Raw genomic sequence first — 24,622 nt, 5'->3', positions numbered from 1 at the left:
GTCGTTTCACGCCTTCCTACGAGGCAAAAAGCGCCTCTACGTCAGAAGCTCCATCCCCCTCACATTCTAAGCGAGCCGCTTTCGCTTTTGATCACGGGAAACGAGGGAATTGACCGAAGTCCGGACTGCGTTTTTCTTTGAACGCGTCGCGACCTTCTTTTGCTTCGTCAGTTGTGTAATACAATAATGTTGCATCTCCAGCTAGTTGTTGAATACCAGCTAGACCGTCTGTGTCTGCGTTGAATGCAGCTTTTAGGAAACGAAGTGCCATTGGGCTGTTTGCTAAGATTTCTTGTGCCCATTGTACTGTTTCTGCTTCAAGTTCTTCTAATGGTACTACTGTGTTTACTAAGCCCATATCAAGCGCTTCTTGTGCACTATATTGACGGCATAGGTACCAAATTTCGCGAGCTTTCTTGTGGCCTACCATACGAGCTAGGTAACCAGCTCCGTATCCACCGTCAAAGCTTCCTACTTTAGGACCTGTTTGTCCGAATACAGCGTTGTCTGCAGCGATTGTTAAGTCACATACGATATGAAGTACGTGTCCACCACCGATTGCATAACCTGCTACCATTGCGATAACTGGTTTAGGAATTGCACGAATTAGACGTTGTAAATCTAATACGTTTAAACGAGGGATTTGGTCGTCACCTACATATCCACCATGACCGCGAACTTTTTGGTCGCCGCCAGAACAGAATGCACGTCCACCTTCACCTGTTAAAATGATAACGCCAACATTTGCATCATCACGAGCGTGTGCAAAAGCGTTGATTAACTCCATTACCGTTTTTGGACGGAATGCGTTATGTACTTCAGGACGGTTAATCGAAATCTTTGCGATACCATTGTATGTTGAATAAATAATATCTTCGTAATTGCCTTCTTTTACCCATTCAATAGCCATTACAACTACCTCCTTGTATATTTCTGATTTCATCTATAAGCGTGGCTTCCTTCTTGCTGAAAAAAGTATCACTGCATAGTTTTTAGAAATCCCTTTACTATTGTATCAAACTTTTCCGGTTGTTCCACATGAATTGCATGGCCAGCACCATCAATTTTGACAAATTTCGCGTCAGAGACGCATTTTTCGATATTTTTTAATATGCGAAAGAACTTTTCATCATGCTCCCCGTTCATTAAAAGAACAGGCATTTTCAAGTTGTGTAGCTCATCCCACCATGAAGGCTGAGCCCCTGTTCCCATGCCGCGTAAGCTATTGGCAAGTCCTTTTGGATTGTTAGCAAGTCGTTCTTTTCGCACTGCTTCTTGTACGTTTTTTGCTAAACTTTTTTGCGTTTCAAATAGCGGAATATTTTCCCACATTAATACAAAACTTCGGATGCCTTCTCGCTCAATTTTATCAGCAAGTCGCTCATCCTTTTCACAACGTTCTTTTTGGTCCTCTTCACTTTCAAGCCCAGCTGTACAATTTTCTAATAAAAGAGAATGTACATACTCTGGATATAGACATGCCAGAGTAATCGCCAGTCTACCGCCCATTGAATAGCCAAGTACGTGCGCTTTTTCAATATGAAGGTAATCTAGTAGTTCTTTCATTTGCAATGCCGCATTTCGAATATCATAATGATTCACATCTTCGGGACTTTCTGTTTTTCCATGCCCAACAAGATCTACTACAATAACTTGAAACTGCTCGCTCCATGAAGGGATAAAAGAACGCCACGTTTCCATGCTTCCCGTAAAACCATGAAGAAGTAGAAGTGGTTCCCCGCTTCCGACTACTTCATATTCATACGATACACCTTGCAGCGTTACGTTCATTTCGATTCACCTTGTAAAGATGTAGTAATCACGTCCATCGTTTTTGCCCATAATGTCCGGTGCAGTATTAAGTTTTCATCACGGTTCGTACAAATTTCCACAACGTGTAAACCTTCTGTAGTCGTTCCTTTTTGTACCTCTTCTCGGAAGCTTTCCCAACCATTTACACGGCTAAATGAACCACCGTACATTTTAACAACGTGTTCATAATCAAGACCAATTGGTGTTCCAAATAATGATTCGAAATGTTCCTTTTTCTCATACTGTGGTAAGAATGAGAAAATACCGCCACCGTCATTATTTACAACGACAATTGTTATATTTAATTCATGTAATTTCGCGGCTAACAGTCCATTTAAGTCGTGATAAAAGGATAAATCACCGATCACTAATACGAGCGGATCGCAAATAATGCTCGCTCCTAAAGCTGTCGAAATGATGCCATCAATCCCATTCACACCGCGGTTTGCCATAACTTGAATATTTTTATCCAATGTGAAGAAGAATGAATCCGTATCACGAATTGGCATACTATTACTCGCAAAGAATGTTGCCCCGTCTGGTAGTACGCGGACAATATCCGTAATAACTTTCCCTTCAAATGCAGTATCATATGTTTCCATTTCACGAAGCGTTTCCTTCGTTTTTTCGTTTATATGTTGCCACATTCCGAACCAATCATTCTTTTTCATAACTGGCATTTTTTCTATTAATGCACTGCAAAATACAATATCATTTGCTTGGACAACTTCTGTCGCAACGAGAGCTGGATCTCTCCATTGTCCAGATTCATCAACAACGATATGAACTGCTTTCGTTTGTTTTTTTATGAACTGCGTTAATGATTTGGAAACAGGCATACCACCAAAGCGAATCATAACTTCTGGCTTCCACGTTTCTTTTAACAGTTCATTTCGTAAAAATGTATCATAACAGTCGATTACCATCGTTTTATCGTGATGTCCGCTACGAATATTAGAAAGCGGATCTGCCAATATTGGATATCCAGTTTTTTCAGCTAATTCTGCCGCAAATGCTGCGAGTTCTGAATGACTATCGTCTCCACAAATAATAAGCCCCTTCTCCATATGTGAAAGGCGCCCTACAAGCGAATCTACATATTCACTCGGCATCGTCACGTTCCCTTGCTGAACTACTCCTGTATATTCCCCGCGTCCTTTATCCCATAAACCTTCTAATGAGAAATCCGGGATAAGCGGTTCGCGTACTGGAAAATTAAGATGAACAGGTCCTTGCGGCGCTAAACAAGCATTCGCTATCATACGCTGCGTTGTCATGCGAGCGTAATGATACATCGCTTCACTCGCTTCTGGAAGAGCCATCTCTGTAAATTGCTTCACAAATGTACCGTATAAATTGAATTGATTCATCGCTTGTGGTGCACCGACATCTCTTAATTCATGCGGTCTATCTGCCGTTAAGACGATAAGCGGCACTCGTGAATGAAAAGCTTCACATACAGCTGGATAGTAATTAGCTGCTGCCGTTCCTGATGTACACAATAATGCAACAGGACGTTTTTTCGCTTTTGCGATACCGAGCGCAAAAAATCCTGCAGATCTTTCATCTACATGTAAATATGTGTTCATTCCTTCGTGTTGTTCCATTAGTAGAGCTATCGGCGTTGACCGTGAGCCTGGACTAATGACAACATCACATACATTTAGACGCGTCAGTTCATCCACGAACGCGCCTAAATAATATGATAATGCTTCTATATGATTGTTCATTTCATTAATTCCTCCAAAGCACCAAGCATCGGTCTAAACTTCAAACTTGTTTCTTCATATTCAAGTTGCGGTACAGAATCAATTACAATCCCGCAACCGGCAAATAAGGATGCTTTCTCGCCATTTAATAACCCGCAGCGGAGTGCAACCGCAAACTCACCATTTCCTTCATCATCTATCCAGCCAATCGGTGCGCCATATAATCCTCTGTCTAACAATTCAACATCACGAATCAGTTTCATCGCTTCCAAACGAGGTGTCCCGCCAAGAGCTGGTGTTGGATGTAATTCTTCTACCATTGTTAAAAGACTCGCATCGCCTTTTGCCTCTACAGGCGTATATAAATGAATTAAGTTTTTCGTTGTTAATAAGCCCGGACTTTCCGGAATATTAACGGATTCGCAGTGCTCATTTAATACCGACCTAATCATATTCACAACATAACCGTGTTCAGCTAAATTCTTTTCATCATGAAGAAGCGCATTACTATTTCGCTTACTTTCTTCTATAGATTGACCATGACCAGTTGAACCAGCAAGACACATCGAAGTAAACTTCTCATCTTCTTTGCGAATTAACCTCTCTGGCGTCGCTCCTAAGAAGCATGCTCCTTTATAATCAAAAGAAAATACGTAACAATCCGGTTGCCCAATGCGAAGTGCTTCTAAGACAAGAGCAGAATCAATATGATGATCCATCTCTACTTTTAACTCCCTCGCTAATACAACCTTCTGCACGTTCCCCAGCTTCATTTCATCTTGTACTTTCTCAATGGCCTCCATCCAGCCTTTCGGATCCACTTCTACTTTAGAAGTAACTGTTAATTTCGATCCTTCTAATGCACATTTACTCTCCCAAAAAATTTTCTCTTCTAAAGAAATCATTTCGTTAGAAAGAGTCTCTGCACAATCTGTTGCTGAGACAAATGTATTCATCGTTAACCATGCTTTTTCATTTTTTACAGTTAATAAAAATGCTGGTAGTGAAAATGTCGTATCATCAAATTCTTTCCATAAGTCCGTTTTCTCTTTTTCTTGGTCAAATGAAAATCCACCAAATAAAAGAGGACCTGTTCCAAATTCGTATTTTTCTCTTTGTACAAATGCTTTCTCTTTTACTTTATCCCACTCGTCACGAGCAGTTTGAAAGCGTTTGTGAGAAGCAGTTGCTATAGTGAAAACAGAGCCAATTCCAGCAAATATTACATGCTGAGCCGGGTCTGCAAAATAACATCTATTTTCGAATGCAATCCTTTTTCCTGCTGCATAAAACAGAAGCGGATCCATCCAGTCTATTTGTTTTACGAAGCTAACCAATATTTTTTCATCAGTTGCACGCTTAATGGCTGCACTAAGAGCTTCTTGCAAGCCTATTTGTTTCGTTTGAATCACAATTGTCTCCCCCCTATGGGCGAAAAATAGTCATAATTACGCTTGATTTTAAGATACACCTCAAACGAAAGGCCTGTCAACGTTTAGCATTTCTGAGAAATTCACCTTCTCTTCCTAGAAAATAAACGTTGACACTAAATGATGCTTTTTCTACACTTAGTTGTGTACAATATGTGACCAAAGGAGGATTCAACATGGAAATGAACGTCAAAACGAATTCCTCTCCTACGGCGCCAAAGCCAAGTAAGCAAACAGGCTGGCGCATCTGGTGGAGTTTACTACGTCCCCATACATTAACAGCCGCTTTCGTACCTGTTTTCATCGGAACAGCATATTCGATGCAGGTCGGAGGTATAAATCAAATACATCTTCCTCTTTTCCTTATGATGCTTCTTGCTTGTCTTCTCATTCAAGCAGCAACAAACATGTTTAATGAATACTTTGATTATAAAAGAGGACTTGATCACGAAGGTTCAGTTGGTATCGGCGGCGCTATCGTTCGCGATGGCATTCAGCCAAAAACAGTGCTTAACTTAGCATTTGGATTTTTCGGCATCGCAATACTATTAGGTGTTTATATTTGTATGAATTCTAGCTGGTGGCTTGCTGCAATCGGTCTTGTTTGTATGGCCGTTGCTTACCTTTATACAGGTGGCCCACTTCCAATTGCATATACACCATTTGGAGAGTTGACAGCCGGATTATTTATGGGTGTCATTATTATTGGGATTTCATTCTTTATTCAAACTGGCACTGTAACATCAGAAGTCATTTTACTATCTATTCCAAGCTCCATTTTAATTGGTGCCATTTTACTAGCTAATAATATTCGTGACTTGGATGGCGATAAAGAAAACGGTCGTAAAACATTAGCAATTCTCGTTGGACGTGAAAGAGCTGTCGGTGTACTTGCTTCAATGTTCATCGTTTCCTACATTTGGACAATTGCTTTAATTATCGTGGGCATCGTATCACCATGGATGCTTATCGTATTTTTAAGTGCACCGAAAGCATTTAAAGCGACGAAAGGCTTTATCGGCAAAAGCATTCCAATGGAAATGGTACCTGCGATGATTGCAACAGCAAAAACAAATACAATCTTCGGTTTCCTAATGGGAATCGGATTATTACTTGGATATTTCCTATAAAGTGAAACTTTAATCAATGGAGGGTTTGTTCATTTCCACTGATTATCAGCCCTCACCAATCGGGCGTTTACGGGCAGTTGATCTCTCACCTAGCTTCTTTGCTCCAGCCGAATTTGTAGGTGGGAGTTTTACTGCCCGGCAAATAGCGGGGTAAGAAGGAGCTGCTTATGCGGCTCCTTTTTCATATCTGAAATTCACCTCATAATTCCTACTCTCAACGCTCATACTATGTAAAGAAACTGAATTGTAGGAAGGTGGACGACTATGTTAACTCCACAACAAATAGGTCAATTTAAATCCATTTTAGAAAAACAAAAACAAGAACTAGAGCAAACGATACAAACTCATGAAAATACAGATCGTGCTTCTGAACGCGATTCAGTAGGAGAACTGTCTAGCTATGACAACCATCCAGGTGATATGGCTACAGAATTATACGAACGAGAAAAAGATTTCGGACTCATCGAATTTTGGCATAAACAACTAGATGATACAAAACATGCTCTGCAAAAAATTGAAGCGGGTACGTACGGCATTTGTGAAGTATCTGGTGAGGAAATCCCGTTTGAAAGATTAGAAGCAATGCCAACCGCGACAACATGTGTTCAACACGCGACAAATAAATTAAATATGGAGACGCGTCCAGTTGAAGAGGAAGTATTATCCCCTTCTTTCCACAAGCACGATGAAGACGACTCTGTTGAGTACGATGCGGAGGATGCATGGCAAGATGTCGCAAATTACGGAACGTCTGAAACGCCGTCCGATTTAGAAAGACAAGATTCAAAAAACTATAATGGCATGTACGTAAATAGTGAAGAAAACGTAGGCTACGTGGAGGATTTCGAAAACTTCATCGGTACGGATATGTATGGGAAAAACCCACAAGTTTTCGCTACAGAGGAACATGAAGAATATGAACAAATGCTTGATGACTTTGAAGAGCGTACCTTTAAGGGCGAATTATCTTCAAATGAATCTAGTTCCAAAGAATAAAAAAAAGCATTCCGAAAATCGGAATGCTTTTTATCGCTAGCTAATTAGTTTTTTGTAACGTTAGCTGCTTGTGGTCCGCGGTTTCCTTCAACGATTTCGAAAGAAACTTCTTGACCTTCTTCTAAAGTTTTGAAGCCGTCGCCTTGGATAGCTGAGAAATGTACGAATACGTCTTCTCCGCCTTCAACTTCGATGAAGCCAAAACCTTTTTCGCCGTTAAACCATTTAACTTTACCTGTTTGCATGTCATGTACCTCCTAAATAAAAATGAAACTATGAATCCACATGAAAAGGTGGATATAAAGGACATGAATGTATAACAAGCTTACAGCCTTTAATACAACGTGCTTTATTTCCGTACCACATTATGTAGCTCAATAGTGTTTTCACTATATCATGCTATGTCGAAAACGTCAAATGAGAACACTTTCATTCCATCATTTTTTATAATCCTAGTATAACCTTAAATTTTCATTCTACTTTTATTTGAAAATTAACAAAACTATAGTGTTCTAATTCTTTTAACTTCTGTACAATATAATTACTACATATTTATGAGGTGAAAAAATGCAAGCACATGAAATCGAATATAAGTTATATGGCGATGATATGCAATTTGTTGAAATTGAATTAGACCCAAAGGAAAGCGTTGTCGCAGAAGCGGGCGCAATGATGATGATGGAAGACTACATCGAAATGGAGACAATCTTCGGTGATGGTTCTGGCCCATCTAACGGTCTATTCGGAAAATTAATGGGAGCAGGTAAACGTCTCGTTACAGGTGAAAGCATGTTTATGACTGTATTTACAAATACAGGGCACGGCAAACGCCACGTCTCATTTGCTGCTCCTTATCCTGGTAAAATTATTCCTGTAGATTTAACAGAATACCAAGGGAAAATCGTTTGTCAAAAAGATGCCTTTCTTTGTGCCGCAAAAGGTGTTTCTATTGGAATTGAATTTACAAAAAAAATAGGAACTGGTTTCTTCGGTGGTGAAGGTTTCATCATGCAGAAACTTGAAGGTGACGGCCTCGCTTTCATGCACGCAGGCGGAACTGTATATAAACGTGAATTAAAACCTGGTGAGAAACTTCGCATTGATACAGGTTGTCTCGTTGCCATGACAAAGGATATTAACTATGATATCGAATTCGTTGGAAAAGTAAAAACAGCTCTATTTGGCGGTGAGGGTTTATTCTTCGCAACATTAGAAGGTCCTGGAACAGTTTGGATTCAGTCCTTAACACTTAGCCGATTAGCAGCACGCCTTACAAGCCCAGCAGCGCAAAGTACTGGTGAAGGTAGTGTATTAGGTGGACTTGGTCGTTTATTGGATGGGAAAGAGTAAAAAGGGCCCTTATGTTGGCATGGCCATCGACTAATATAATACTACAATTAAAACACCCTTGCTTGCAGTAATGCAGTGAAAGGGTGTTTTAATTTACGTCTACAAACGAGAAAAAGCAGATGAAATAAAGTAATAAGGTTTACTTCAGTAAAATAAGGTATATTATATTTGTTGAATAGATTCTCTTTCAAGACAAGAAAAGTAGGTGAACAAAGTGGGAAAATATCAATTAGATTCCAAAAGTCAGGTAGCTGTGGCAAAGTTTCATGAAAAACAGAAGCCTGCCAAATTTGATAAAAAGCAGCAACTTGAACAATTGCGTGCGGAGTATTTGAAAAAGAAGCAAAAATAAACAGATAAATAATATGTTTTGTTTCCCGAAATTTTCTGTATATAGTACGAACAAACACAAGAAAATAGGTGATTTATTCATCTTTCAAATATATACAGGCTATTTTTTCAAACCTCTTACAAGCCCAGCATTATAAAGTACTGGTGAAAGTAGTATATTAGGTGGCCTTGTTCGCCTTTTAGATGGAAAAGAGTAAAAAATGCCTCCAATGCAAAAAACATTGGAGGCATTTCTCTAAAGTTTATGAATATGGCATTTTATTTTTACTGCGGAGGGCTATACATACCATTTCGAATCATATAATACTCCATCGCGTCATTAAGCCATGCCTCTTCTTCTTCCGTGTAAGGAGATGGCATCATATTATTATATTGTTCTTCTACATTCTCTAATTTACCTAAAGAATACATTGTCTCTTCACCAACATACTTAAGAGTCGCCTTCATATGTTCATCAACCAATTTTTGCACTTCTGAATCCTCAATTTCTCTTCCAAATAACCTTTTCACTTCTTTTGCTAAACGCACAAACTCTTTATCAAGTGCTATGCCTTCTTCTTCCGGCTTATTATATAATCCATTAGCCAATTCTTTTGATACATATCCTTCAAGCCATAAACTTTGTTCGTTTTCTTTTTGAATGCTGTTAATTAGACTCATTAATATGTCACTATCCAACTCTTCATCTTCCTCAAGACATACCCTTGTTCGTTCAAGCGCCTTTATCGAAACTTCAATGTGTTTTTTCTTTTCTTCAAAGGCTTTTCTTTGTTGTTCCAACGTTTCTTTTAAACTTACATTCAAACTTGGAATTGTAAGCATGACGCGTATTTCTTCTAAACTATATCCTAATACTTTAAGACTGACTATTTTCTGTAGCTCTAATATATCTTTTCCTTTGTACACACGGTGACCAGAGCTAACGTTCTTTTCAGGTTTAAGTAGTCCAATTTCATCGTAATATTGTAGTGTCCGTATTGATGTGCCTGTTCTCTTTGAAAACTCACCAATTGAACAGCCTTCCTTTTTACTCATCTTACACTCCTCCTAACAATATGTTTACAAAAATCATACTCCCTCACGTAACTGTAGGTTCAAGCTTTTTTCCAAAAGAATGAATCAAGTTCCTCACTGCATATATTAAACTATACCTTTTCTTAAGGAGGGCTTCCTTAATGCGTACTCCTTTATCCTTTGATAAAGACACTGCCATACTGTTAGCTTCTTGTTGTGAGTTAACGTATGAACAATATAAACAAAATGGTATTTTCGAAATACCAGATGGTTTTCAATATGTACAAGGGTTTCAAGGAAAGGCCATTCAAACAACAGAATGGTTCGGATTTATATTAGAATCTGAGGATACAATTATCGTTGCCTTTAGGGGCACTCAAACAGACCCAGATTGGATTATTGACTCTCTCGTCAATCAAAAACCTTATCCTTATGCTTTAAATGGTGGAAATGTCCATAACGGCTTTCTCTCTATTTATGAGTCTTGCCGTGATTCTATTATGGATATGCTCGTATCATTGCCAGCACATAAAAAACTGCTAGCTACTGGGCATAGTCTAGGTGGCGCGCTTGCCACATTACACATATTAGATGCACGTATAAATACTGCCTTCGCACAGTATGGACTTTATTCATTCGCTTCCCCAAAAGTAGGAGATATCGCTTTTCGAAATTATTATAAACTACAAGTAGCTAGTAGCTTTCGTTTCGTCAACTTGTTCGATGTCGTTCCACTTCTCCCTCCCCGAAACATAAATTTTAATGATCATGATTGGGAGTATGCACACGTCCATCACAATATGACATTTACAAAAAACACAAAATCCATTACAAATAATCATTCCATTACAACATACAAAACATGTCTGACTTCTCATTTTTAACCAGTAAACAATTGGAAATAAAATATTCATATACTATAATACTCTATGAAGTTATTTTTGGATGAGGGGACCTTACATGTTAAAATTTATCTTCACACTTTTTCTTATTGTAATTTTTACGGTCACAGGTTTCTTTACATTTTCATACTTTGCGACAGGAGAGTATGATGGGGCAGGTATAATATATACCACTATTCCATTTCTTTCTTAAGCAAAATAAATAAAACGAGCTTAAAAAAAGTAAGCTCGTTTTATTTATTAATATTAATTTTTGTTAGTAAATAGATAATATATCCCCCAACGTAGCAACCTCTTTAAAACTGTTTAACTGCATTACCAATACCCCAAATTTCATTGCTGTACTGCAAAATCGTTCGATCACTCGCAAAATGACCAGACTGTGCAATATTTAAAATCGACATTTCTAGCCACTTTGTTCGGTTCTCATAAGCTCTACCAACAGCTTCTTGTCTTTCAGCATATGGACCAAAATCTCGCAGAACGAAATATTCATCATTTTGAATAACGAGAGAATCATAGATCGCTTCAAATTCAGCACCCGATTGTGCAAAGAAACCATTTGTTAATTGATCTACTATTTTTTTAATGTGCCTATTGTGGTGATAATAGTCACTTGCACGATATCCACCATTTTGATGGTAATGAAGAACCTCTTCTGCTGTTAAACCGAAAATGAAACAGTTATCATCACCGACCCGGTCTTTTATTTCAACGTTAGCTCCGTCTAGCGTTCCAAGTGTAATCGCACCATTCATCATAAATTTCATATTGCCTGTTCCCGATGCTTCTTTACTCGCCGTTGAAATTTGCTCACTTACATCCGCCGCCGGGAATATATCTTCAGCTAAAGAAACTCGATAGTTTTCTAGAAAGATAACTTTCATATATTGACTAACATACGGATCATTATTTACTTTTCTTGCGAGTTCATTTATTAATTTAATAATTTTTTTCGCGTAATAATAACCAGGTGATGCTTTCGCTCCAAAAATAAAAGTACGCGGATAAAATGTAAAACTAGCATCCTCTTTCAAACGGTTATACAAATATAAAATATGAAGAACATTTAATAATTGTCGTTTGTAAGCATGTAATCTTTTCACTTGCACATCAAAAATAGAATTTGGATCAATCGTAATCCCCATTGTATTATGAATGCGCTCCGCTAAAATCTCTTTACGCTCTTGTTTTACCTCTGCAAACTTCTCTTGGAAACTAGCATCATATTGAACTGTTTGCAACGATTGAAGCTTAATCGGTTCTTTCTTCCACTCTGGTCCAATCGCCTCTGAAATGAGATTTGTTAACTGTGGATTTGCTTTCATAAGCCAGCGCCTATGAGCAATTCCATTCGTCTTATTATTAAACTTATCTGGATAAAATTCATAAAACAATCGCATTTCCCGCTGCTTTAATATTTCCGTATGAATTTTTGCTACACCGTTTACGCTATGGCTACCGACAATTGCTAAATGAGCCATTTTCACAAGATCATGCGCAATAATTGCCATGTCTTCAATGCGATGCCATTCATAAGGATAACGTTCCCAAAGTTCATGACAGAAACGTTCATTAATCTCTTCAATAATCATATAAATTCTCGGTAATAATGGTTTAAAAATGTGAATTGGCCACTTTTCGAGCGCTTCTGATAACGTCGTATGATTCGTATAAGAAATCGTCTGCGTCGTTATGTGCCAAGCTTCTTCCCATGTTAACTTTTCTTCGTCTAGTAAAATACGCAGCAGTTCTGGAATTGCTAAAACCGGATGTGTATCGTTAATGTGAATCGCAATTTTTTCATGTAGTTGACGAAGGTCACCATATCTTTCTCTATGCATTCGAACGATATTTTGCAAGCTTGCTGATACGAGGAAATACTGTTGTTTTAAACGAAGTATTTTTCCCTCATCATGCGTATCATCTGGATATAAAAACTCCGATACAGCCTCTGTTTCGCGCTTATATTTCAAAATATCTTTGCAGTTTTGCGGGAAAGGAACTGGTTCAGCATTCCAAAGTCTAAGTGTATTTACAGTACTCGTCTCATAGCCTACTACCGGCACATCATATGGCACCGCCATAATGACTTCTGCATTTGTATGCCTAAACTCTAAACGCCCGTCAATTTCTAGCGGTTCAACACTGCCAAAATAACTTACTTCTACAGCTTGATCATGTCTTCTTACTTCCCATACGTTTTCATGAAGAAGCCACTGTTCTGGAAATTCAACTTGATAACCATCAACAATTTTCTGATCAAACAAACCATGTTTATAACGAATTCCACAGCCGTGTCCTGGTAAGTTTAAAGATGCAAGTGAATCAAGAAAACAGGCTGCTAAGCGTCCAAGTCCACCGTTACCAAGGCCTGCATCTGCTTCCACTTCTTCTAACTCTTGTAACGAAATCCCTAGTTCAGATAACCCCTGCTCGCATACATCTCTAATACCTAAATTCAAGATGTTACTTCCAAGCAAACGTCCAAGCAAAAACTCAATAGACAAGTAATACATTTGCTTTTGCTCTCCTGATCGATAACTCTCGTTCGTTGCAATCCATTGACTATTCATATACTCACGTACCATATGGCCGAGCGTATTATATTGATCACGATTTGTAGAATCTTTGAAACTTTTCCCATACATCGTCTCTAACTTTTCTAGAAAAGTTGATTTAAAACTTTCAACATGAGTAAACATTTTTTCACCACCTACATGTTATTCCATGAGACTTTTATACAATTCCTTATAAGCAAGAGCCGATTGCCTCCAGCTATAATCTTCAGTCATCGCTTGTTTTACAAGCTGCTCCCACACTGGTTTATCGTGATAAAATTCAATTGCACGGTGAACCGTATGCAGCATGTCATGTGCATTAAAGTTCGTGAAACTGAAACCATTTCCTTCGCCTGTTTCTTCATCATAAGAATGTACCGTATCGTTTAATCCACCTGTTTCTCTTACAATTGGAATCGTACCGTACGCCAATGCGATAAGTTGTCCAAGTCCACACGGTTCAAACAGCGATGGCATTAAAAATAAATCGCTTCCCGCATACACTTGGTGCGCTAATTCTTCATTAAATCCGATATAAACTTTTACCTTCTCCGGATACTCATATGCCATCCACTCAAAGAATTGCTCATATTCCGAATCACCTGAACCTAAAATAATACATTGTACATCTTCTTCCATTATTTCGCGGAATACAGTGCGTACTAAATCAAGACCTTTTTGCTTCGTTAATCTCGTTACCATTGAAATAATTGGTGTATCCTCTTTTTCTGGCAAACCAAAATAACGCTGCAAAGCGCGTTTATTTTCACTCTTTTCATATAATGACTCTGCATCATACTGAGCCTTAATATATGAATCCGTTTCTGGATTATATACGCTCGTATCAATACCATTTACAATGCCACTAAGCTTATCATTATATTTTCTCAGTAATCCATCTAACTTCTCACCGAAAAATTCATATTGAATTTCTTCTTTATACGTCGGGCTCACCGCTGTAATTTGATCCGAAGCGATAATACCGCCTTTCATAAAGTTTATGTTTCCATAAAACTCTAGCTGCTCACTATGAAAATATTCATCACCAAGCTCTAACAAGTCGTACATCACTTCAGAAGGAAATACTCCTTGGAACTGCAAGTTGTGAATCGTATATACCGTTTTAATACGCTCATATAACGGGTTATCTTGATACTTTTCACGAAGTAAGAAATTAACCATAGCCGTATGCCAATCGTGGCTATGAAGAACATCCACTTCAAAATCAAGATGCGGAATACACTCTAACACTGCTTTTGAGAAATAAGAAAAACGCTCCCCGTCATCATAATGACCATACAGAGAATCTCTCTTAAAATAATATTCATTATCTATTAAGTAATACGTAATTCCGTCTTGCTCACCTTTTAAAATTCCGCAATATTGATTTCTCCACCCAAGCGGGACGTTAATTACTTTATGTAACGTACATCCATCTCTTAACTTTTGCGGAATGAGACTATAATTCGGAAGTATAATACGAACGTCCACTCCTAATTTTTTCAGCTCTTTTGGGAGCGCACCCGCTACATCAGCTAATCCTCCCGATTTCACAAACGGTACACATTCTGATACTGCAAATAAAATATTCACTTGTTGTCCCACTGCGCGAAAAGTTTTTATACTCCTCTTGCAGCTTCCTCCCTTCGAGTTTTCATTTAAATTAAAACTTTAATCAGTGGGAGAAAAAGCCCCCACTGATTCTTTAGGAATAACTATTAATCGTACTGTTTTGTACGCTTCCTTTTTCTACAACATATGGCTCATCGATGTTTCCTTTTAATACGACACCGTCGCCAATTTTCACGTCTTTATCAATAATAACACCGTCTATTATACAGTTATCTCCAATTTGGCTCTTTTGCATAATAATACTGTTACGAATAATTGAACCTTTTCCAATTTTAACCGAACGGGAAACAACACTGTTTTCGACTTCCCCTTCAATAATACTGCCATTTGCAATCATTGTATTTTTCACGACTGCACCCTTTAGATAACGAGTTGGCGGCTCATCTTTTACTTTCGTAAAGATCGGCGCTTCTTTCTTAAATAATTGCTTCCAAATAGCAGGCTGCAAAATTTCTAAGCTATGTTTATAGTAACTTTCAATCGAATCAATAATAGCTACATATCCTGTATGCTCATACGTAGCAATATGCAGTGATTTTCCGCGCTTTTCTCTCACTACATCAAATAAACTGTATTGCTCCACATCTTTATATGTCTCAAATAAATCTAACAATAATTGTTTCTTTAACATGTATGTTTGAAGCGAAACCCCTTCATGGCAAACTTCCGTAATATCAGCTGCCGTATGTATATGTCGCTCTAACACCGCCTGGAAATTTAATGCTGTTACGAGATGGCTATTCGTAATAACAACGTACTCTTCTCTGCTTCTTAGAAAATAATCAATATGTCTTCTAAAGTGTGCAAAAGACCCAAACTCATCTTGGTCACATTGGCAATTTGGCGGGAATAAAAATAGTCCGTCTCGTTTTCTATCTAAATCCCACTGTTTTCCTGAACCAACATGGTCCATTAGTGAGCGATTTTTATGACTTGTAAAAACCGCTACACTATGAATATTAGAATTCACCATATTTGAAAGCATGAAATCAATGAGTCGGTAACGGCCCCCAAACGGTAACGCCGCTAATGAACGATGCCCTGTTACTTTCTTTAAGGAAGGAAAACTTCCCGTTGCATTAATAATTCCTAACATTTTTTCTCCCATTCATTTCATCCCCCTTTTCTATTTCCCTTCAGCAATGAGTACTACATCGTCGACATTTTTTTCTGGACGAATAATTGTTCCATCTTCAATAACCATTTCCGAACCAACGATCGCTCTTTCAATCACAACATTTTTACCAATCTTTGCTCCTGGCATAACGACAGAATCAATAACCATACTACCTTCTTCCACCGTCACCCCTTGGAATAACACAGAATGCTTCACGTCCCCTTCAATGACGCATCCTTCGTTAATAAGTGATTCTTCTACTTTTGCCTTTTCTGCAATATATTGAGGTGGCTCATTTGGATTCACAGAATAAATACGCCAATTACGATCGTTTAAATTCAGCGATGTTTCATCGCGAAGTAAATCCATATTCGCTTCCCATAAGCTTTTCACCGTTCCAACATCTTTCCAATATCCTTCAAATGGATACGCCATTAGCTTCTTCCCTTCATCTAATAAAAGTGGAAGTACATCTTTTCCGAAATCATTACTAGATTCAGGATTTCTTGCATCCATCTCTAAATACTCTTTCAAAATTGCCCAGTTAAAAATATAAATTCCCATTGATGCAAGATTACTTCTTGGAAATTGTGGTTTCTCTTCAAACTCAACAATCTCCATCTCTTCATTTGTATTCATAATGCCAAAGCGACTCGCTTCATCCCAAGGTACTTCAATAACAGAAATGGATACGTCCGATTCTTTCTCAATATGGTAATCTAGCATCTTACTGTAATCCATTTTATAAATATGGTCGCCTGATAAAATGAGAACATACTCCGGTTCATACTGACTTAAATAGTTTAAGTTTTGATAAATGGCACTTGCCGTACCTGTATACCACTTCACCCCTGAAGACTCCGCATAAGGAGGTAATACTGTGACTCCACCGTTTACTCGGTCTAAATCCCACGCATTTCCAATTCCGATATAATTATGAAGTTCAAGTGGTTGATATTGTGTTAAAATCCCAACCGTTTCAATACCAGAATTCGCACAGTTACTTAGCGTAAAATCAATAATGCGATATTTACCACCAAATGGAACAGCTGGCTTGGCTAAATTTTTTGTTAATGCACTTAAACGACTACCTTTTCCCCCTGCTAGTAACATTGCTACGCACTTTTGTTTTTGAGCCATCTTGTTTTTTGCTCCCCTTTCTCGTCTTCACTGGTCGTAATATGGATACGCCAAATGGTGGAATTGTAATCTCTACATGTGCTGCTTGATTATGGTACGGTTCTAGAATCGTCTTAAGACGTTTCTTATTCACTTGCCCCGAACCGCCATATTGCTCAGCATCACTGTTTAAAATCTCGTTATAATACTCGAAATCTGGTACACCTACTTTATAGTTTTCATATGTAGCTTTCGTAAAATTACATACGACAACTAACGCATCTTCTTGTTTATCCCCTTGGCGGATAAAAGAGAAAATACTTTGCTCATTATTATTAGCATCAATCCACTGAAAGCCTTCAGGTGAATGGTCAAGCTGCCAAAGTGGTTTTGAGCGCTTATACAATGCTATGAGCTCTTTAAAGTAATCATGCATATAACGATGCATTTCAAAATCATGTAAATTCCAATCTAAATCTTCAAGGTCTTTCCACTCATCAAACTGTCCGAATTCTCCTCCCATGAAAAGTAACTTCTTTCCTGGGTGAGTAAAGAAATATCCATATAATAAACGAAGCTGAGCAAACTTATCCCAGTAATCACCTGGCATTTTATTTAATAACGACTTTTTCCCATGAACGACTTCATCATGAGAAAGTGGTAATATGAAGTTTTCAGAGTACGCATATAGTAAAGAAAACGTCATTTTCTCATGAATGTGTTTCCTATATTCAGGCGCACACTCCATATATTTCAGTACATCATTCATCCAGCCCATGTTCCATTTGTAATTGAATCCAAGCCCACCTTCATACGTTGGAGTTGTTACAAGTGGCCAAGCTGTTGAATCTTCTGCCGTCATAAGAAAATCTTCATCCTCTGCAAACACTGCTTCATTTAACTCTCTTAAAAATGAAACAGCATGCTCATTACTTTGCTCTTGTCCTTCTTTATTCCAGTACAACATGTTCGCAACTGCATCTACTCTGAAACCATCAATATGGAAATATCTCATCCAAAATAACGCATTTGAAATTAAGAAATTACGTACCTCTCTCTTCCCTAAATCAAAATTGACAGTTCCCCATACTGGATTTTCTTGTACATCTTTATCTTTATATTCATAGGTCGGTGTGCCATCAAACAAATATAAACCGTGAGCATCTTTACAAAAGTGCCCCGGCACCCAATCTAAAATGACACCGATTCCATATTTATGACATTCGTCGACAAAATACATTAAATCATGCGGCGTACCAAATCTACTCGTCGCTGCATAATATCCCGTTCCTTGATATCCCCAAGAACGATCATATGGATGCTCAACAAGCGGCATAATTTCAATATGTGTAAATTGATGTTCCACCACATACGGGATGAGCTCTTCTACCATTTCCCTGTAAGAATACAGCGTTCCATCTTCTTTCTTTTTCCAAGAACCAAAATGTAATTCATAAACTGTCATCGCTTCTTTATAAATCGGTTTTTTCTTTTTCTTACGAGTCCAGTTTTTATCATTCCATTCATATCCTTTTATATCAAAAACTACAGATGCCGTATTCGGTCTTACTTCTGCATATATAGCATACGGATCTGCCTTTAAAATGACGTCACCAGCCAACGTTTCAATCGCATATTTATATATTTCTCCTTCTTCAATATGCGGTATAAATAAGGACCAAATGCCTTCTTCTGTCACTTGTAGCATCTTATGTTGCTCATAATCCCACTCATTAAAATCTCCAACAACACTCATTGCTTTCGCATGAGGAGCCCACACTGTAAATCGTACCCCTTGAATCTCATCTTCCGTCACAACATGTGCGCCAAAGATGTTATAACTTTCATAGTACTTTTCTGTATGAAACTCATCTCGTTTCACTTCTTCACAATTTATTACACTCAATATGCTCACCTCACTTAGATGACAGAATTTTTTATACTTTAACTATTTCTGCGAAAAACTGCAATATCCTTGTTAATTTATAAAAAATATTCGTTTTTTTCTTAAAAATGTTAGTTTTTCTTCACATTTCCGTGTAAAATATCGAATTTTGACGAATATTCATTGAAAACGCTTTATTATTCTTCTATATTTTTACCTATTATTTTTTCTCAACCTTTATTTTATTAGATTTATCCTATTTTTCATGCTATTTTTCATTCAAAATCAAAACAAAATAATCTGTCATAAAAAAATGTTTCTCAACATTTTTTGTCACAATTTTATTGAAATGCAAAATTCATAAGCATATACTCGCTCTCAATAAAGAACTTAGATCTTCCGTAACTATAATTCATAGTGGACTACTATGTTTACTTATTTATCCTTGTTGCGAACGGTCACTATGAAAATTTAACTAGGAGGGCTTTCTTATGTCATTAAAACAAAAAGTAGGAATGGGAGTTGTCACCGCTTCACTTGGTTTATCCCTTACATTCGGAGGTGTATTCGCCTATTTCAGTGATTCAGAAACATCGAGTAACTCATTTCAAGCCGCCTAACAACGAAGCTTGGTACTGAAAAAGACGGTAAGCTGCTTGGCCAATATTATTATGCAAGACCTGACGAAAACCTTGCCGGCGATGTAAATGGTGATAAAGTAATCCATATTAAAGATGCTAAAATTATCGCTAGCAACTACATTAAAAAAGGACTAACTGTAAAAGACGGAGATCTTAATAAAGATGGAATTGTCGACGGAAAAGATATTCACTTCGTTGAAAAGAACTTCTTGAAAAAAGGTCCAGATGCATCTAAATCACAAACACCTGTAGAAAAATCAAAAAGCGGTACACTGACAGATATTTTAAAGAAGTTAGGATTAACACCTAAAAAATAATCATAAAGAGCACTCTATATAAAATAGAGTGCTCTTTTCTATAAATGACCCTTATCCAGCAAAAGGGGTATATTGGGGATATACAAGGGAAACCGGAAAAGGAATTTATATTGAATTATATATAAATCCAGAAGTAAGAAGCAGGTCCCCACTTCCGGATTATTTAGCAATTAATTATAGTACTGGTGCCATAGTTTCTTTTAATACTTTTACAGAATGAGCGAATTTCGCTTTTTCTTCTTCATTTAGCTCAAGTTCTACGATTTCACGTACACCTTCGCGGTTAATAACAGCTGGAACACCTACGTAAGCATCTTTCTCACCGTATTGACCTTCAAGGTATGCAGATACAGTTAATACGCTGTTCTCGTTGTTTAAGATCGCTTTAGTTACACGAAGTAGTGACATACCGATTCCGTAGTAAGTTGCACCTTTACGTTCGATGATATGGTAAGCTGCATCACGTACATTTTCGAAGATTTTATCTAAGTCTTCTTGTTTGTACTGTTCGTTGTTAGCTAAGATTGTTTCTAGTTTTTGTACACCGATAGTAGCGTGGCTCCATACTGGAAGTTCAGTGTCACCGTGCTCACCAACGATGTAAGCATGAACGTTACGTGGATCTACATCTAAGTAGTCACCTAACATGTAACGGAAACGAGCAGAGTCTAAAGTAGTACCAGAACCGATTACGCGCTCTTTCGGTAAACCAGATTCTTTCCAAGTTACGTAAGTTAAAATATCAACCGGGTTAGTTGCGATTAAGAAGATTCCATCGAATCCGCTATCCATAATGCCGCGAACGATTTGTTTAAAGATCTTTGTATTTTTCTCAACTAAGTCTAAACGAGTTTCACCTGGCTTTTGTGGTAACCCAGCAGTGATAACAACTAGATCTGCATCTTTACAATCTGCATAGCTACCGCTCCAAACTTTTGTTGGTGATGGAGAGAATGGTACCGCATGGCTTAAGTCCATTGCTTCCCCTTCTGCTTTTGCTTCATTAACATCTACTAATACGAATTCTTCAGCTACACCTTGGTTGATCATTGAGTAAGCGTAACTACAACCTACAGCTCCTGTTCCTACTAATACTACACGATTGATACCTTTTTTCATGGTAATTTCCCCTCTCTATTGTTCACATATATTTTTTTATGATTGTTTAAGTAATTAATTAAAATACTAATTTAATGTTGTTTAACTTCTTTACATTCATATTGTAGCACGTATTATTGTGAATTACTTCACAATTTATGACCTATTTGTGAACTTTTTCACATAGAGTGTAAAGTTGTTAGATCAGGTGTGGAATCCATACCAAATTAGGTGTTTTCTTTAGATTGTGAATAAAAATGTATGATTCAATTACTCACTGTAACTAAATTCACTTTCTATAATAAAAATCCTAACATTCACAAAAAATGTAATCACATTATAAGATTAAACTGACTGATCACATCATTCCCTTACAAGATGGACGTCAATTAGCTTATATAGAATACGGTTAAATAAACGAATTAGCCTATACTTTATCACCTCCCTTTTAATCATTACTATATATTAAAAAATATCCGTTAAAATTATGCATTCTTTTCTAATAATAAACCATTCAATATAAGTGATAGGCTATGCAAAGCTTTAGACAACCGTGCCTCTGCATCTTCAGAATTTGCAATCCAACAAGCAAGGTCCACTAGTCCGCCATTTATATATCTTGCTAAAGCTTCACAGTCCGTCTTTTCAATAATACAGTCCTTCATTAATTGCTGAAGCATCTCGGCCATCGTCACTAAACATTGTGACTGTGATGATTGATAATAACTAGTTCCTAATACTGCTGGTGCATCTCGAAGTACGATTCGCTGAATTTCTGGATTAAGTGCCATCGTTAAATATGCACGACAACGCCCAACAAACCCTTCCCATTTTCCTTCCGCTTCATCTGATACTTTCCCTAATTTATTATCCATTTCCATATCAATTTCTTTTACAACTGCTTCTAACAATCCTTTTTTATCACCAAAATGATGATAAATTGCACCACGTGTTAAACCGACAGATGCTGTAAAATCATCCATAGACGTATTTACATATCCAACTGTACCAAAAGCCTCTCTTGCTGCCCACAGCAATTTAGCACGTGTTTCAGTAATCATTTCTGCTCTCGTTTTTTTAATCATCTTTTCCTCCTACTTCTATTCATTCTCTTTATTCAAAATGAATTGCACTATAGTATCGTTCTCTATATAAAAGAATAACTCCTTTAAACATCGGCTCTATCCAGAGATAAAACATTTCAATTGACATACGCTCCGTATGTTAATATGATATTGGCATACGGTGCGTATGTCAATTATTTCTAGCTTACAAGATAATATAACTTCTTACCTATACCCTACATTGACTCACTGTCCCTTTTTATAGAAGGTATTAATGAAACAGAGGAGGAGTTAAAAGAATGAAGAATGTATATGTACACGTCAAATATTGTGGTGATTATCATGTTTAATTCCTACCGTGAGATTTTCAGTGCTCCTGGTACAAAAGGATTCTCATTAGCAGGATTTATAGCTCGTATGCCCATATCAATGATGGGTATTGGTATTGTTACCATGTTATCTCAAGTAAGTGGTGACTATTGGCTTGCTGGAGCTGTTGCAGCTACCTTTACATTATCATCAGCTTTACTAGCTCCTCATATTTCTCGGATGGCTGATCAATTAGGGCAATCTCGCATACTTCTTCCGACTACAGGTATTAGCGTTTTCTTTACAATCCTCTTACTTCTATGTACGAAATATGAAGCTCCTTATTGGACGCTATTTCTATCCGCTTTATGTGCAGGTTGTATGCCAAATATGTCAGCTATGGTACGTGCACGTTGGACTAAACTATACCGCGGATCCCATAAATTGCATACAGCATTTTCCTTCGAATCGGTCGTCGACGAAATTTGCTTCATAATTGGTCCTGTATTATCTGTCAGTTTAAGTGTTATGTTCTTCCCAGAAGCAGCGCCACTTTTATCATCTGTTTTTCTTACAATCGGGGTATGCCTATTTACTATGCAAAAAAGCACAGAACCGCCTGTACACCCTCGCGACATTACAAACAACGGAACAGTATTTAAAATTGGTTCTTTGCGAGTACTAGTATTCACACTCATTGCTATAGGTACTATCTTCGGCACAATAGATGTCGTTAGTGTAGCTTTTGCTGAGCAGCAAGGAAACACAGTAGCTGCTAGCTTTGTACTTTCTGTCTATGCAATCGGTTCATGCCTGGCAGGCCTTATTTTCGGTACTCTTAAACTCAATACCCCACCCTATAATCAGTTTTTAATAGCGGTCACACTTTCCATGATAACAATGCTGCCACTAGTTTTTGTAAACAGTATTACTTGGCTAGTAGTTATTGTTTTCTTTGCAGGGCTATCTGTCGCTCCTACTATGATTATTACTATGGGGCTTGTGGAAAAAATCGTACCTGAATCAAAGATAACCGAAGGAATGACTTGGGCAATTACAGGACTTGGAATTGGAGTCTCCCTAGGATCAGCGATAGCTGGTTTAGTTATTGATAACTTTGGAGCCCATGTAGGATTTAATGTGGCTATTATAGCAGGAGGCCTTGCCTTAACTATTGCACTTTTAGGCTACAAAACTCTTCACTCCGCATATAGTCATGTTGTTATTAAACAAGATGAACATTCAATAGAAAGTTAAAACATATTCAAAAAATAGGATTACCTTTTCTTATGTATGAGAAAAGGTAATCCTATTTTAAACTTATTATTTATAATTTGTCATAGCTTCTTCTATATCTATACACAACAAAAAAGAGATAGCAGATTATGCTATCTCTTTTAGTATGACCCGTACGGGATTCGAACCCGTGTTACCGCCGTGAAAGGGCGGTGTCTTAACCACTTGACCAACGGGCCAGTTCTGGCAGAGAAGAAGGGATTCGAACCCTCGCACCGCGTTCGCGATCTACTCCCTTAGCAGGGGAGCCCCTTGAGCCACTTGGGTACTTCTCTATAAATATGGCTCCGCAGGTAGGACTCGAACCTACGACCGATCGGTTAACAGCCGATAGCTCTACCACTGAGCTACTGCGGAACAATTATGGTGGGCCTAAATGGACTCGAACCATCGACCTCACGCTTATCAGGCGTGCGCTCTAACCAGCTGAGCTATAGGCCCATAATTGAAAAGCGGGTGAAGAGAATCGAACTCTCGACCAGAGCTTGGAAGGCTCTTGTTTTACCACTAAACTACACCCGCATAAAATTGAAAATGGTGAGCCATGAAGGATTCGAACCTTCGACCCTCTGATTAAAAGTCAGATGCTCTACCAACTGAGCTAATGGCTCATTTTGAAAGTGGTGCCGGCTAGAGGACTTGAACCCCCAACCTACTGATTACAAGTCAGTTGCTCTACCAATTGAGCTAAGCCGGCTTGCGACTTCAAAATGGTGGCTCGGGACGGAATCGAACCGCCGACACGAGGATTTTCAGTCCTCTGCTCTACCGACTGAGCTACCGAGCCTTATTAAAATGGCGGTCCCGACCGGGGTCGAACCGGCGATCTCCTGCGTGACAGGCAGGCATGTTAACCACTACACCACGGGACCATTTGGTTGCGGGGACA

The 24,622-nt window shown here is 38.1% G+C and carries 20 protein-coding genes, 9 tRNA genes and 2 pseudogenes; 9 read left to right on the top strand and 22 right to left on the bottom strand.

Translation table 11 applies throughout. The features are described from left to right. Positions 1–91: 91 nt before the first annotated feature. The 4 genes from menB to ASE54_RS20985 form a co-directional block, all read right to left on the bottom strand. On the bottom strand, positions 92–910 hold the full coding sequence (gene menB, locus ASE54_RS21000; RefSeq protein WP_000963888.1) for a 1,4-dihydroxy-2-naphthoyl-CoA synthase: 819 nt from the start codon (positions 908–910) through the stop codon (positions 92–94). A 68-nt stretch (positions 911–978) separates the two neighbouring features. Beyond that, positions 979–1,791, bottom strand: coding sequence for a 2-succinyl-6-hydroxy-2,4-cyclohexadiene-1-carboxylate synthase (menH, locus tag ASE54_RS20995; RefSeq protein ID WP_001103351.1), 813 nt, complete (start codon positions 1,789–1,791; stop codon positions 979–981). After that, the gene (menD, locus tag ASE54_RS20990) at positions 1,788–3,542 is read right to left on the bottom strand and encodes a 2-succinyl-5-enolpyruvyl-6-hydroxy-3-cyclohexene-1-carboxylic-acid synthase (RefSeq protein ID WP_001059211.1); all 1,755 of its coding nucleotides are present in this window, start codon (positions 3,540–3,542) and stop codon (positions 1,788–1,790) included. The genes menH and menD overlap by 4 nt, the downstream gene beginning before the upstream one ends. Then, entirely contained in the window at positions 3,539–4,933 is a 1,395-nt protein-coding gene (locus ASE54_RS20985; protein WP_000616702.1) for an isochorismate synthase, read from the bottom strand. Before ASE54_RS20985 ends, menD begins: the two co-directional genes overlap by 4 nt. Before the next feature lie 194 nt (positions 4,934–5,127). Between ASE54_RS20985 and ASE54_RS20980 the strand changes: the two genes are divergently transcribed. Then, positions 5,128–6,081, top strand: coding sequence for a 1,4-dihydroxy-2-naphthoate polyprenyltransferase (locus ASE54_RS20980; RefSeq protein ID WP_000425770.1), 954 nt, complete (start codon positions 5,128–5,130; stop codon positions 6,079–6,081). A 264-nt stretch (positions 6,082–6,345) separates the two neighbouring features. Beyond that, positions 6,346–7,077, top strand: a complete 732-nt coding sequence (locus tag ASE54_RS20975; protein WP_000957356.1) for a yteA family sporulation protein — start codon at positions 6,346–6,348, stop codon at positions 7,075–7,077. A gap of 44 nt (positions 7,078–7,121) precedes the next feature. On the opposite strand, the gene cspD is transcribed toward ASE54_RS20975, so the two are convergent. Continuing rightward, positions 7,122–7,322, bottom strand: a complete 201-nt coding sequence (cspD, locus tag ASE54_RS20970) for a cold-shock protein CspD (protein WP_001193052.1) — start codon at positions 7,320–7,322, stop codon at positions 7,122–7,124. Between the two features lie 322 nt (positions 7,323–7,644). Here cspD and ASE54_RS20965 point away from each other — a divergent pair, with 322 nt between their 5' ends. After that, positions 7,645–8,427: a TIGR00266 family protein gene (locus ASE54_RS20965; RefSeq protein ID WP_001147844.1), complete on the top strand. Its 783-nt coding sequence runs from the start codon at positions 7,645–7,647 to the stop codon at positions 8,425–8,427. A gap of 214 nt (positions 8,428–8,641) precedes the next feature. Continuing rightward, complete coding sequence (locus tag ASE54_RS36450) at positions 8,642–8,779, top strand: hypothetical protein (protein WP_000521641.1); 138 nt, start codon at positions 8,642–8,644, stop codon at positions 8,777–8,779. 263 nt (positions 8,780–9,042) lie between these two features. Here ASE54_RS36450 and ASE54_RS20955 read toward each other — a convergent pair whose 3' ends face one another. After that, positions 9,043–9,813, bottom strand: coding sequence for a MerR family transcriptional regulator (locus ASE54_RS20955; protein WP_000037218.1), 771 nt, complete (start codon positions 9,811–9,813; stop codon positions 9,043–9,045). 140 nt (positions 9,814–9,953) lie between these two features. On the opposite strand from ASE54_RS20955, the gene ASE54_RS20950 reads away from it, so the two are divergent. Next, positions 9,954–10,676 (top strand): lipase family protein, encoded by a 723-nt coding sequence (locus ASE54_RS20950; protein WP_001260110.1) that lies wholly within the window; start codon positions 9,954–9,956, stop codon positions 10,674–10,676. Positions 10,677–10,752: 76 nt separating this feature from the next. Beyond that, positions 10,753–10,887: a hypothetical protein gene (locus ASE54_RS37415; RefSeq protein ID WP_000911076.1), complete on the top strand. Its 135-nt coding sequence runs from the start codon at positions 10,753–10,755 to the stop codon at positions 10,885–10,887. Positions 10,888–10,990: 103 nt separating this feature from the next. Here the strand turns inward: ASE54_RS37415 and glgP are convergent, their stop codons facing one another. From glgP to glgB, 5 genes are all read right to left on the bottom strand, one after another. Further along, a complete protein-coding gene (glgP, locus tag ASE54_RS20945; protein WP_000494092.1) occupies positions 10,991–13,399 on the bottom strand; it encodes a glycogen phosphorylase in 2,409 nt (802 codons plus the stop codon). An 18-nt stretch (positions 13,400–13,417) separates the two neighbouring features. Continuing rightward, on the bottom strand, positions 13,418–14,848 hold the full coding sequence (gene glgA / locus ASE54_RS20940) for a glycogen synthase GlgA (RefSeq protein WP_002081949.1): 1,431 nt from the start codon (positions 14,846–14,848) through the stop codon (positions 13,418–13,420). 112 nt (positions 14,849–14,960) lie between these two features. Next, positions 14,961–15,995 carry a glucose-1-phosphate adenylyltransferase subunit GlgD gene (gene glgD, locus ASE54_RS20935; RefSeq protein ID WP_000504151.1) on the bottom strand — a complete coding sequence of 345 codons (1,035 nt, stop codon included), beginning with the start codon at positions 15,993–15,995 and terminating at the stop codon, positions 14,961–14,963. 18 nt (positions 15,996–16,013) lie between these two features. Beyond that, positions 16,014–17,144, bottom strand: coding sequence for a glucose-1-phosphate adenylyltransferase (gene glgC / locus ASE54_RS20930; RefSeq protein WP_000057602.1), 1,131 nt, complete (start codon positions 17,142–17,144; stop codon positions 16,014–16,016). After that, complete coding sequence (glgB, locus tag ASE54_RS20925; protein WP_000111401.1) at positions 17,092–19,029, bottom strand: 1,4-alpha-glucan branching protein GlgB; 1,938 nt, start codon at positions 19,027–19,029, stop codon at positions 17,092–17,094. Before glgB ends, glgC begins: the two co-directional genes overlap by 53 nt. 470 nt (positions 19,030–19,499) lie before the next feature. On the opposite strand from glgB, the pseudogene ASE54_RS34975 reads away from it, so the two are divergent. Together ASE54_RS34975 and ASE54_RS35900 are read left to right on the top strand one after the other, a co-directional pair. Beyond that, positions 19,500–19,622, top strand: a pseudogene (locus ASE54_RS34975) (TasA family protein); the annotation flags it as partial. Beyond that, positions 19,613–19,966, top strand: a pseudogene (locus tag ASE54_RS35900) (dockerin type I domain-containing protein); the annotation flags it as partial. The pseudogenes ASE54_RS34975 and ASE54_RS35900, both read left to right, overlap by 10 nt. 174 nt (positions 19,967–20,140) lie before the next feature. On the opposite strand, the gene ASE54_RS20915 reads toward ASE54_RS35900, so the two are convergent. Beyond that, positions 20,141–21,085 carry an L-lactate dehydrogenase gene (locus ASE54_RS20915; protein WP_000715339.1) on the bottom strand — a complete coding sequence of 315 codons (945 nt, stop codon included), beginning with the start codon at positions 21,083–21,085 and terminating at the stop codon, positions 20,141–20,143. A 464-nt stretch (positions 21,086–21,549) separates the two neighbouring features. After that, positions 21,550–22,149 (bottom strand): TetR/AcrR family transcriptional regulator, encoded by a 600-nt coding sequence (locus tag ASE54_RS20910; protein WP_000592778.1) that lies wholly within the window; start codon positions 22,147–22,149, stop codon positions 21,550–21,552. Positions 22,150–22,470: 321 nt separating this feature from the next. On the opposite strand from ASE54_RS20910, the gene ASE54_RS20905 reads away from it, so the two are divergent. Further along, entirely contained in the window at positions 22,471–23,694 is a 1,224-nt protein-coding gene (locus ASE54_RS20905; RefSeq protein WP_015945917.1) for an MFS transporter, read from the top strand. Between the two features lie 146 nt (positions 23,695–23,840). Here ASE54_RS20905 and ASE54_RS20900 read toward each other — a convergent pair. From ASE54_RS20900 to ASE54_RS20860, 9 genes are all read right to left on the bottom strand, one after another. Beyond that, positions 23,841–23,912: transfer RNA gene (locus ASE54_RS20900), tRNA-Glu, on the bottom strand. A 5-nt stretch (positions 23,913–23,917) separates the two neighbouring features. Further along, positions 23,918–24,008, bottom strand: a tRNA-Ser gene (locus tag ASE54_RS20895). Positions 24,009–24,015: 7 nt separating this feature from the next. Beyond that, a tRNA-Asn gene (locus ASE54_RS20890) sits at positions 24,016–24,090 on the bottom strand. Between the two features lie 7 nt (positions 24,091–24,097). Beyond that, positions 24,098–24,174, bottom strand: a tRNA-Ile gene (locus tag ASE54_RS20885). A 10-nt stretch (positions 24,175–24,184) separates the two neighbouring features. Further along, a tRNA-Gly gene (locus ASE54_RS20880) sits at positions 24,185–24,255 on the bottom strand. 13 nt (positions 24,256–24,268) lie between these two features. Then, a tRNA-Lys gene (locus ASE54_RS20875) sits at positions 24,269–24,344 on the bottom strand. 10 nt (positions 24,345–24,354) lie between these two features. Further along, a tRNA-Thr gene (locus tag ASE54_RS20870) sits at positions 24,355–24,430 on the bottom strand. A 14-nt stretch (positions 24,431–24,444) separates the two neighbouring features. Beyond that, positions 24,445–24,520: transfer RNA gene (locus ASE54_RS20865), tRNA-Phe, on the bottom strand. Between the two features lie 9 nt (positions 24,521–24,529). After that, positions 24,530–24,605, bottom strand: a tRNA-Asp gene (locus ASE54_RS20860). Positions 24,606–24,622: the final 17 nt, after the last annotated feature.

This window comes from Bacillus sp. Root131 (assembly GCF_001429475.1).
GTDB classification, from domain to species: Bacteria; Bacillota; Bacilli; order Bacillales; family Bacillaceae_G; genus Bacillus_A; species Bacillus_A thuringiensis_S.
This window is presented reverse-complemented; position numbering and strand designations above follow the sequence as displayed.